Here is a 10,859-nt window from a genome sequence, read left to right on the forward strand (position 1 = left end):
ACATGTAAGGTAATAAATATGAAAGCGCTAAGTTAGCTTTGGGAGCTTACTGCATGTCTACTCACTCATCTATTTGTAATCATTTACACGATGTGCAGAATTTTACGCCATTTGATGTGAATGAGCGTTTGGTGGCAGCAAAAGAGCAATGCCGCTCAAGCGGTGCACGCTTTACGCCACTGCGCCAACAGATATATCAGCTGGTGCTAGAAGCCAATAAACCAGTGGGCGCTTATGATTTGATTACGCAGTTGCAGCAGATGCGCCTTGCCGAGCCTGACGCAGCAGATGACACCTCGAGCAATCAAGCAAATAATCAAACGCCAAAAAACGTCGCCCCGCCGACGGTTTATCGCAGCTTGGAGTTTTTATTGAGCGAGGGTTTGATTCACCAGCTAACCTCTATCAATGCTTATGTGCCTTGCTGTCACCCACGCGCCCAGCATACGGCAGCATTTTTAATTTGTGCGCAGTGTCAGCGCGTGCAAGAATGTAGCAGCTTGCCAGTGCAGGAAATGATGAGCTTTGCACAAGAAGACGTTGGTTTTATGGTAGAGCGTAGTGTCATTGAGCTGAGCGGTCGTTGCCAAGCGTGTCAGTAAAATAATTGTTCGCCAAATTTTTATATTTATGCTTTTATGCTTAATTATTATTCTGTCATTACTTCACTATCATTAATACATCAGTTATCGCCCTATGAGCCTACCGACTTCACCGAATCAAATATCTTCTGCTACTAATATAAGTAATAAGACTGTAAGTAATAAAATAATGAATAATGCCACCAAATTGCTGAGCTTAAGTAATATTGGCTTTCATGTTGGGCCGCAACGCATCCTCTCGCACATCAATATTGATATTGCCGTTAATGAAACGGTCAGCCTTATCGGTCCTAATGGCGCCGGTAAATCAACCTTGGTAAAGCTAATTTTGGGTTTAATCGAACCCACAATCGGGCAGATAACAGCGCATCAAAAGTTACAGCTTGGTTATGTACCGCAGCGTTTTACTGTGCCGCCCATTTTGCCGTTACGCGTTTGCGATTTATTGGCTCAAGCGGACAAAAAGCGCTTAACGGCTGAGCAGCGCCAGTTTATCTTTGATAATTTATCTCTGACGCATCTGCTATCGCGGCAAATGCTGCATCTGTCAGGTGGTGAAACCCAGCGGGTATTATTGGCGCGTGCTTTGTTAGATAAGCCAAATTTATTAATCTTAGATGAGCCAATGCAAGGGCTTGATCCAGATACTGAGGTTTGGCTTTATCAATTTATTGATGAGCTGCCAGAATTTTTACGCTGCGCCATGCTGGTGGTCTCACATGATTTACATTGGGTAATGAAAGGCAGTCGACGCGTGATTTGTTTAAATAAGCATATTTGCTGCGAGGGACAACCAAGTGAGCTTGCCATTAGTTCAGAATTTCAAAAACTCTTCGGCCATCATTACGAGCAGCCGTACGTCCATCAACCGCACGCTTGCGAGCATCATGCCCCAAGCGAGATATAACTAAAAATCAAGCCTGTTAAGGCAAAAATCGCTTGTCCCTTTTTATAAAAGACGTTACGGATATCTATTATGACCGCTTGGTTAGCCATCATCGCCCCTGCTTGGATTGCTGGTAGTATTTTAGCGCTCCTCTCTGCGCCCTTAGGTTGCCTAGTATTATGGCGGCGCATGGCATTTTTTGCCGATGCACTGGCGCATGGCACCTTGCTAGGCGTAGCGCTAGCAGTCTTATGGCAATTGCCCATGGGTATTGGCATTGCCATTGTCAGTGTCTTGGTAGTACTGGGTTTAGTATTCATCGATGATGAGCGTCTGCCCGTCGATGCAGTACTGGCCGTGGTTGCCGTATCGCTGCTGTGTTTGGGTTTATTAACATTAACCCAACTGACTGATCAGCAAGCCAACGTCTTAGGCTTTTTATTTGGCAATTTGCTCGAGCTTGATTGGGCAGATTTGCCGTTGATTGCGGCAAGCGTCTTGGTTGGATTGGGGTTACTGAGTTATATATGGCCAGCGCAAATAAAGCTCGCTACTCATGAAGCATTAGCACGAATTCAAGGTATCAATCCGACTCGCCAGCGGCTGTTTTTTATGGGCGTGTTAGCAGGATTTTGTGCCATTGCCTTGCAAGCAGTTGGGAGCTTGTTAATCAGTGGACTACTGGTCTTGCCAGCACTGACAGCGCGCTTATGGTCAGCATCGCCAAAACAAATGGTTATTATAGCCTTACTTGTCGCCCAACTTGGCGTCACGCTTGGCGTTTGGGGCAGCATCTGGTTTGATATTCAAACGGGACTATCTATCGTCTTGGTACTCGCCATTTTATTCTTTGTTGCCCTGATTATCTCAAAGCTAATAGGGGCTAAATCCATCCTGGCAAAATTTTGGTCAGCACGCCACTAGAGCTATGGCAGCCGTTATCATCTCAGTCGTGATATCGATATTTACTTAGCCTTTGTCGAACTTTATTTCATCAATATTGCTAGAGCTTTAGTGAACATTATGTTATAAACTTTCCTGAATACTATCAATGCTATAGTTCACGACTTTTTCGTTAAATGAACACTTGATACATTAATTTTAGACTGTTTTAATTTGCCATAATTTGCCATCGTTTTGATTGATAAGGGACTAAATTCAATGCTCAGCTACCCTGCCAACATAGTCAACACGCCAGACGGTCAGGTCAATGTGTTGCAAATTACGGATTTGCATTTATCCCTTCCCTTGTCTGCCGCTGATAAAAATTCTGGCGAAAAAAACGATAGCGCAGTGGCGATTTGCCAACACAGCTTTGAGGCGATTATCAAACAAGCATTAAGCGAAGATCGGCGCTGCGATTTAATCCTTGTTACAGGCGATTTAGTCAATCAAGTTCAAGCAGAAATTTACAATCATATTTTTGAGATATTGCAGGCCACAGGGATTCCTTTTGCTTGTATCGCTGGCAACCATGATGTCACCGATGAAAATAACAGTGAGTTGCCATTTTTCCAGCGTGAACTTATCGCTAGAGCTGCGGACACGCGCTTATTAAACCGTCATGTTATTGAAACTGACTATTGGCAGCTACTGCTACTAGATTCTTCTGTGACAGGTAAAGTAGAAGGGGAAGTGACGATGACCGACATCAATTGGTTATGCGAGCAGTTAGCAGCATGCGCTAAGCCTGCACTTATTGCTTTACACCATCACGTGATTCCAGTCGATTCTGACTGGATTGATCAGAATATGGTCGAAAATGCCGATATTTTTTGGCAACGGATGGCGGCATTTGAGCATCTCAAAGTCATTATTAGTGGGCATACCCACCAAGAGCAAGTCCGTCATAGGCAAGGAGTTACCGTCTACAGTACGCCTTCTACTTGCTATCAGTTTAAGCCCTTTGAAGATGATTTCGCTTATGATAAAAGCGCCCTGCCCGGCTATCGCTGGTTGCAATTAGCCAACAATGGAGAGGTTGCAAGCTGGGTTGAAAGACTAGATACTTGACAACCAGTTTTATTGGCAAAAATTTGGTTAGTATTTAACTAGTATAATTCTGCCAGAGTGTGTATGTTATAGGGCTAGCTAAGATTGCTGGTTTCCACAGACAATCACTTTGAGATTGATAATTCTAGTCACTCAACCGTCAAGCTAAAAACGATAAACAAATCATATAATAAATGATGTAAAAAACGAGAAAGGTCTAATCTTAGACAAAATTATAATAGCTAGGATGGCTAAATTGACCACAAGCTAAGTTTTCACAGTCAGTGATTTGTCCACTTATTTAACGGCTAGCATTTAAATAAAAATGTTTATGACAATATACCTGACCATTGATAATCGATAGATCGCTAGCAGCATGTCGACATAACCGAATGTTTAGATTAGCTGTGTTACTTGTGTTACTAAGTGGTAAAACGTTTATAAAGGAGCTATTTATAGCGTTTGGTAAATTTATAACGTCTTATCTTTTGATATGTCGTTTTATTGAATTAATTTGAAAAAGTAGGATACCCATATGAGCACCCTGACCCCAAACCCGAATCCCAATGATGTAAAGTTCACCCCTTATGCCCCTGCTGAAGACGAAGATTATATGTCTGATGAGCAATTGGCGCATTTTAAGGCGATTTTATTAGACTGGAAGCACCAGCTGATTGGCGAAGCGGATCGTACCAAGACTTATATTCAAGATGAGTCCAGTGCCATGCCAGATATCAATGATCGCGCCACTCAAGAAGAAGAGTTTGCTTTAACCTTGCGAACGCGTGATCGTGAGCGCAAGCTGATTCGTAAAATCGACAAATCTATTGCCGAAATTGAAAATGAGGATTATGGATTTTGCGAAACTTGCGGCGTTGAGATTGGCTTGCGTCGTCTTGAAGCTCGTCCAACCGCGACCCAGTGCATTGACTGCAAAACTTTATCTGAGATTAAAGAGCGTCAAAACCAAGGCGCGTAAATCCAGCCAGTTTAATAGTCATTAATCATTTAACTATCAATACGAGCGGCCATTTATTGGTCGCTCGTCGCGTTTTTATAGCGCTATTTTTCATTAAATAGCTTTTACTTGTTGACACGTCACTAACAAAATACGCATATTTGATAAATATCTTTTTATCATCATCTTATTTATTCTATCTATTTCTATTCTTGACAAGTATCTATTTTGAAAACTCTTTCCACCTCTATGGCAAATACCCCTATTAACCCTACTCTACCCCAACCTATCGGTCGTTTTGCGCCTTCGCCAACGGGAGAGCTACATCTTGGGTCATTAACAACGGCACTGGCCAGCTTTTGCCATATCAAGTCCATTGGTGGTAAATGGCTACTGCGTATCGAAGACACTGATACCGAACGCTGTGATAGACAGTTTACTGAGCAGATTTTAATTGATTTAGAAGTACTCGGTCTGCACTGGGACGACGATGTCATTTATCAATCTGAGCGCCTCGATATTTATAACGATTATTTATCATCAAGTCTCTATCCGCTGACTTATGGTTGTCAGTGCTCGCGTAAAAGTCTTGAGCGTTACTGGGAGCAAAAAGCGGTCGGAGAAAGTACTGATGCTCAGCAAGCGAGCCAAAAACTACTCAATAGACAACGCTATCCGCGCTGCTGTCTAAATGCTGGGTTCAATAAAGAACAAAATAAGCTGCGTATTCAGATGCCAGACTACCGAATTGGCTTTCAAGATGGCATTCAAGGTTTGCAGTGGGACAATCCGCAGCAGACACTAGGGGACATGGTCGTGCGTCGCCAAGATGGGATGATTAACTATATCTTAGCTGCCAGTGTTGATGATGGCCTGCAAGGCGTCACCCATATTATGCGCGGCTTAGATATTTTGCCGATGACGACCGGGCAAATCAGCATCATGCATGCGGCGCGCTTGCCAACTATCGACCATTGGTATCATTTGCCATTAATATGCAACCCTGATGGTCAAAAACTGTCTAAACAAAACCTTGCTCAGCCGATTGACACTCGTGACCCAAGTCAGCTAATTACTCATGCTTTACAGCTATTACAGCAGCCTGAGGTCGATAGCGATACGCCAACACGTATGCTTGCCCAAGCGGTTGCGCAGTGGGACAACTCACCATTACGAAATATGCAGACTTTAAATATGCCTAGCGTTTAATAAAATAGCTCTAGGCTTTAATAGAAAAAACGCCGCGATGAGCGACGCTTTTTTATATTGAATGGCTAGAATGGATTAAACTAACAAAAAGTATGTATCCATTTATCATTAAATAACTTAATAATAACGGCACTGGCTTTTTTCGATCTCAGGGCTTTCTTTGTGAATTTTGAGTAGCACGGCTACCATGACTAAGCTAATCAACATCGATGAGCCACCGTAACTAAAAAACGGCATGGTCAGACCTTTCGTCGGAATCGCACCCATATTCATTGCTGCATTAATAATCGTCTGAGCAATAAACACCACTGCAATACCAAAAGCAGTATAGCTCATGCGCATTTGGCGACGTTTTAGAGCGTTATAGCTGATGCGCATCGCACTACCAATAATCAGCGCTTCAAAGATTAAGATCATCGTGACCCCAACGAAGCCTAATTCCTCACCGGTAATTGCTAATAAAAAATCCGTGTGCGCCTCTGGTAAATGCGACAGTTTTTGTACGCTTTCACCATAACCGACGCCCGTAAACTGACCACGGCCAAAGGCAATTAAGCTGCGTGCCAACTGATAGTCGGTATCTTGTACGTCATCAAAGGGATCCAAAAACGACATCACCCGTACGAGACGATATTGAACGGTTGCCACCATTAATACGGCTCCGCCAACGGCAACGGCACCAAGTGCAATAAATTGCTTGTAAGGCGCGCCAGCAATATAAAATATCGCAAAAACGGTGCCAATAATCACCACAAATGAACCAAAATCTGGCTGTGCTAATAAAAGGACAGTGATTAAACCAACCACTAAAGCAATGCGTAAAAACCCATCCCAGCCATTACGCACCTCAAATGAGCGCCGAACCACAAAGTCTGAAACAAATACAATCATCACCAATTTGGCAAGCTCTGCGACCTGAAAGTTAAAACCACCCAGACTTAACCAACGCTTTGAGCCGTTAATGGGCGTACTAAATAAAGTAGCAAATAACAATAACCCCGTGATGGCCAAGAGCATAAACTGAGTTTCGGTTTTATAAAGCCTTTTTAGCGATACCGCTTTATAGGAAATACCGGCGATGAACAGTCCAATCGCCATGTATAAAAGCTGATTATAAAAGAAATGCAGCTCGCTCATGCCGCGACTAAGAGCAAATGGGATAGAAGCAGAAGCCACCATCAATAAGCTGAGCACCAACATACAGCCGACGCTTGCTAATAAAATGGCGCGCGCTGAGGGCATGGAGAGAACGCCATCTGAGCCAGTAGTTCGCGGCGATTGAGAGTTTGATCGAAAAAAAGTAGAAAGCGCCATAATTTTATATACACTAGCAAACAAGAAAACACGGCGTTTATAAAACGCCACCGTTTAAAAAAATAAAGTCAATTTTATCCAATAGATAATAGCAGACAGCAAAGCGACGACAAACCATGAGTTTTAACCGTTTAACTTATTAATATTACTATTCACAGCGGTTTGCAAATCGTTTATCGCCTGCTTTACTACCTATTTGACAGTAGCAGCAATTTATAAGCAAAACAATCATTTATCAAAAAATGCCTACCATTTTATAACGCTAAGCCAAACCGCTTAAAATCTAACGACCATGCTACCTCGCGCCAACATATCTTATGAAGCGTCAAGATGCCTTATGAGGCCTTGTCTAATTGGTTAACCAGCTGACTAAAGTACTTGCCGCGTTCCGCAAAACCACTAAACTGATCGAAGCTGGCGCAAGCAGGGGATAAGAGCACCGCTTGTACTTGTGATAGACTGCTTTTTGTGACTTGCTGAATCGTTGCGAAAGCGCCTTCTAGCGTCTGGCATTGATGCATAGAGACGTCATCATCGTTGATACCTGCTTCGCGTAGATGTTGCTCAATCTGCTGGCTATCTTCGCCAATAAACAATACTTGACTGACGTATTGATTGATAAATGGTGTTAATTCACCAAATTTCTGGCCTTTACCTTGACCACCTAAAATCAATAACAGTTTACCATCTTTGGGCGCGTATACTGCCCCTAAGCCTTCGACAGCAGCCATCGTTGAGCCAATGTTGGTACCTTTAGAGTCATTAAAATAATCAATGCCATCGACCGTAGCAACATACTCGCAGCGATGCTCAAGTCCTGTAAAGTTCTGCAAGGTGTTCAGCATACTATCAAGCGGTAAACCTGCCAACTCGCCAAGTGCCAAAGCTGCTTGGGCATTGAGTAAATTGTGACGACCTTTAATACGCAGTTTATCCGCCGATAGCAAGCGCTCCGTCCCGCGTGCCAGATACGTCCGCCCTTCTGAGTCGGTAATCAGGCCATACTGACCGTTGTCAGGGGCGTGAATACCCGTGCTCAAGCGTGGCAAATTATCTGCCACCAATGGGCGCGTCAAAGCATCTTCACGATTGATCACCACCGACTTAGCACCTTGAAAAATACGATGCTTGGCTTGATGGTAGCCAAGCATATCGCCATGACGATCTAAATGATCAGGCGACATGTTGAGTACCGTTGCTACTTGCGCGCCTAAACTGCTCACGGTTTCTAATTGGAAGCTCGATAGCTCGATAACGGCTAACTCCATCTCGCTATTCGACAGCAAACTTAGGGCTGGCACGCCAATATTGCCGCCAACACCAACATTGACCCCAGCATCCGCCGCCATTTGGCCAACCAATGTCGTCACGGTACTTTTAGCGTTAGAGCCAGTAATCGCTACAATCGGTACGCGGCACGCTTCACAAAATAGCTGAATGTCGCTAACAACGGGAATATTAGCGTCTCTTGCGGCGGCAACCGCTGGGGTCTTTAAGGAGATACCCGGGCTGATGATAATTCGCGCAGCTTGTTGCAATAAATCAGCATCTATCGATCCAAACTGACGAATCTCAACAGCAGCAGGCAACTGCTCTGCTAAAGTGGGATTAGCCTGATTGTCGGTCACAGCGACTTGGTAGCCTTGCGCGGTCAAATAATTTGCCACCGACAATCCCGATTGCCCCAAACCGACCACGATTTGTAAACCACTGCCTTTATGAAGTAAGGCTTCTGTTGCGGTGCTGGTGGTCATATTTATTCCTTCTCTCTATTAGACGAACAAAATTGTTTCAAGCATCTCGACTTTAAATGATCAGCATCATAATGACGTCGCCCAGATTTCGGTACGGGTTTTTTCAGACTTTGTATTATTATGCGCCTGTTTTTATATTGCGGCGCTAATGCTATAATAGCCGCCTTAATAGGAACCGCTACAATAGTTAGCGCTATTTTAACCAAATCTTCAATCTAGCATTTTAGTTTAGCATGTTGTCACACTTATCGCGCTATTGTCATCTTTCTTTCGCCACGTTTTTTATGCTGAGAAGGTATGACAGGCAACCTCTACTCTATATTTTGGCGTTTTCGTCTCACAATATAGTTATCTTCTTCTACCGCTGCATTTCACGGCAAACACTTATTCATTATTCTAAGGACTGTTCTTTTATTGACTAAGGGTGACGGTCTGGGTAACGCCGCTATAAAAGTGGATAAATAGTTAGTCTCGATACAATCATTTTAGTGCGACGCTTTATTGCGAGATCATAAATGATTGTTTTTTTTGTCTCTAACCCTATACAGTTTACTTATGACATCTTTTTTTGGCAGTTTACGTGAAGAATGGTTTTCCAATATTCGCGGTGATACCTTATCAGGTTTAGTAGTCGCACTGGCCCTGATTCCAGAAGCGATTGCCTTTTCTATTATCGCTGGTGTCGACCCAAAAGTCGGCTTGTATGCGTCATTTTGCATTGCCGTGGTCATCAGTTTTGTCGGTGGACGTCCGGCTATGATTTCAGCGGCAACCGGAGCGATGGCACTGGTGATGGTTGATTTGGTCGCCGAGCATGGATTGCAATACTTGCTTGCCGCCACTTTACTCTGCGGCGTCATTCAGATAATCATGGGTATCTTAAAGCTTGGTAACTTAATGCGCTTTGTATCGCGCTCAGTGGTTATTGGCTTTGTGAATGCGCTAGCGATTTTGATATTTGCCGCCCAGCTCCCTGAGCTGAACCCGATGACTGAGCGTGTCGGTATGACGGTTTACCTCATGACGGCGGCAGGCTTAGCGATTATCTATTTGTTTCCGCTGCTTCCTAAAATTGGTCGTGTGATTCCATCACCGCTGATTTGTATCGTTGGCTTGACCGCTGTTGCAATGTATTTGAATCTTGATATTCGCAACGTCGGTAGTATGGGCGATCTGCCCGATTCTTTACCGGTATTTTTATTGCCTGATATTCCGCTGAACTTTGACACCTTGCTCATTATCGCGCCTTATTCTATCGCACTTGCTATCGTCGGTTTATTAGAATCTATGATGACTGCGACCATCGTCGATGAATTAACCGATACGCCGAGTGACAAAAACCGCGAGTGCCGTGGTCAAGGAATGGCCAACGTGGTGTCAGGATTCTTTGGCGGAATGGCAGGTTGCGCGATGATTGGACAATCAATGATTAATGTTAAATCTGGCGGCCGTACGCGTTTATCAACACTTATCGCTGGCGTGGTGCTGCTCATCTTGGTGGTATTTTTAAGTGAATGGGTCAGCCAAATCCCGATGGCTGCACTCGTCGCGGTGATGATTATGGTTTCTATTGGCACTTTTAATTGGCAATCTATTCGTGAATTTAAAACCCACCCGCTGTCCTTTAATATTGTTATGCTCGCGACTGTTTTGACCACCGTCTTTACCCATAATTTAGCATACGGCGTTGGGGTTGGGGTGCTGCTATCCGCATTGGCGTTTGCCAATAAAATTGGTCAATTCTTAACGGTCTTTAGTGAGTATGATGACAGTAGTAACACCCGCTATTACTACGTGCAAGGTCAGGTTTTCTTTGCGTCGACGACACAGTTTTTGCAGAGTTTTGATACCAAAGAGGCCTTGGATAGCGTCCAAATCGATGTCAGTCAAGCTCACTTTTGGGATGTCAGTGCCGTCGATACCTTGGACAAGTTGGTTATCCGCTTGCAGCGCGAAGGCATTGATGTCAAGGTGGTCGGGCTTAACAGCGCCAGCCGTACCCTTATCGATCGCTTTTCGATTCATGACCGCCGAGACATTGGTCTCTTAGATTAAGCAAAACAGTAGTAGTGTTATTAAGCTAATAGCAATAATGTCTTTATTCATCCGTAATTGTATTGGTATATAAAATCAGGCTCGCTGGT

Annotated in this window: 9 protein-coding genes; 7 read left to right on the forward strand and 2 right to left on the reverse strand. The window is 43.8% G+C overall.

The window, feature by feature from the left end; all coding sequences use genetic code 11:
* Nucleotides 1-53 precede the first annotated feature (53 nt).
* The 6 genes from B4K26_RS06860 to gluQRS all read left to right on the forward strand — a co-directional run bounded on the left by B4K26_RS06860 (nt 54) and on the right by gluQRS (nt 5,647).
* Nucleotides 54-602, forward strand: a complete 549-nt coding sequence (locus B4K26_RS06860) for a transcriptional repressor (protein ID WP_296244365.1) — start codon at nt 54-56, stop codon at nt 600-602.
* Between the two features lie 169 nt (nt 603-771).
* Complete coding sequence (locus B4K26_RS06865) at nt 772-1,509, forward strand: metal ABC transporter ATP-binding protein (RefSeq protein ID WP_296244366.1); 738 nt, start codon at nt 772-774, stop codon at nt 1,507-1,509.
* Nucleotides 1,510-1,578: 69 nt separating this feature from the next.
* Nucleotides 1,579-2,412, forward strand: coding sequence for a metal ABC transporter permease (locus B4K26_RS06870; protein ID WP_296244367.1), 834 nt, complete (start codon nt 1,579-1,581; stop codon nt 2,410-2,412).
* A 237-nt stretch (nt 2,413-2,649) separates the two neighbouring features.
* Nucleotides 2,650-3,501, forward strand: a complete 852-nt coding sequence (locus B4K26_RS06875; protein WP_296244368.1) for a metallophosphoesterase — start codon at nt 2,650-2,652, stop codon at nt 3,499-3,501.
* A 514-nt stretch (nt 3,502-4,015) separates the two neighbouring features.
* Nucleotides 4,016-4,459 (forward strand): RNA polymerase-binding protein DksA, encoded by a 444-nt coding sequence (gene dksA, locus B4K26_RS06880; protein WP_296244370.1) that lies wholly within the window; start codon nt 4,016-4,018, stop codon nt 4,457-4,459.
* Nucleotides 4,460-4,687: 228 nt separating this feature from the next.
* Nucleotides 4,688-5,647 (forward strand): tRNA glutamyl-Q(34) synthetase GluQRS, encoded by a 960-nt coding sequence (gene gluQRS / locus B4K26_RS06885; RefSeq protein WP_296244455.1) that lies wholly within the window; start codon nt 4,688-4,690, stop codon nt 5,645-5,647.
* A gap of 117 nt (nt 5,648-5,764) precedes the next feature.
* Here the strand turns inward: gluQRS and B4K26_RS06890 are convergent, their stop codons facing one another.
* Nucleotides 5,765-6,961 (reverse strand): FtsW/RodA/SpoVE family cell cycle protein, encoded by a 1,197-nt coding sequence (locus tag B4K26_RS06890; protein WP_296244372.1) that lies wholly within the window; start codon nt 6,959-6,961, stop codon nt 5,765-5,767.
* A gap of 335 nt (nt 6,962-7,296) precedes the next feature.
* Entirely contained in the window at nt 7,297-8,715 is a 1,419-nt protein-coding gene (murD, locus tag B4K26_RS06895; protein ID WP_296244373.1) for a UDP-N-acetylmuramoyl-L-alanine--D-glutamate ligase, read from the reverse strand.
* Nucleotides 8,716-9,270: 555 nt separating this feature from the next.
* On the opposite strand from murD, the gene B4K26_RS06900 reads away from it, so the two are divergent.
* Nucleotides 9,271-10,770 carry a SulP family inorganic anion transporter gene (locus B4K26_RS06900; protein ID WP_296244375.1) on the forward strand — a complete coding sequence of 500 codons (1,500 nt, stop codon included), beginning with the start codon at nt 9,271-9,273 and terminating at the stop codon, nt 10,768-10,770.
* The last annotated feature ends 89 nt before the right edge of the window (nt 10,771-10,859 follow it).

Origin of the sequence: Psychrobacter sp. UBA6766 (genome assembly GCF_002453355.1) — a bacterium.
Taxonomy (GTDB): domain Bacteria; phylum Pseudomonadota; class Gammaproteobacteria; order Pseudomonadales; family Moraxellaceae; genus Psychrobacter.

Excerpts from the sequence above, each read along its gene's own strand:
- B4K26_RS06870 (WP_296244367.1), top strand. The coding sequence starts at position 1,579 with ATGACCGCTTGGTTAGCCATCATCGCCCCTGCTTGGATTGCTGGTAGT.
- B4K26_RS06890 (WP_296244372.1), bottom strand. The coding sequence starts at position 6,961 with ATGGCGCTTTCTACTTTTTTTCGATCAAACTCTCAATCGCCGCGAACT.
- gluQRS (WP_296244455.1), top strand. The coding sequence starts at position 4,688 with ATGGCAAATACCCCTATTAACCCTACTCTACCCCAACCTATCGGTCGT.
- B4K26_RS06865 (WP_296244366.1), top strand. The coding sequence starts at position 772 with ATGAATAATGCCACCAAATTGCTGAGCTTAAGTAATATTGGCTTTCAT.
- B4K26_RS06900 (WP_296244375.1), top strand. The coding sequence starts at position 9,271 with ATGACATCTTTTTTTGGCAGTTTACGTGAAGAATGGTTTTCCAATATT.
- B4K26_RS06860 (WP_296244365.1), top strand. The coding sequence starts at position 54 with ATGTCTACTCACTCATCTATTTGTAATCATTTACACGATGTGCAGAAT.
- dksA (WP_296244370.1), top strand. The coding sequence starts at position 4,016 with ATGAGCACCCTGACCCCAAACCCGAATCCCAATGATGTAAAGTTCACC.
- murD (WP_296244373.1), bottom strand. The coding sequence starts at position 8,715 with ATGACCACCAGCACCGCAACAGAAGCCTTACTTCATAAAGGCAGTGGT.
- B4K26_RS06875 (WP_296244368.1), top strand. The coding sequence starts at position 2,650 with ATGCTCAGCTACCCTGCCAACATAGTCAACACGCCAGACGGTCAGGTC.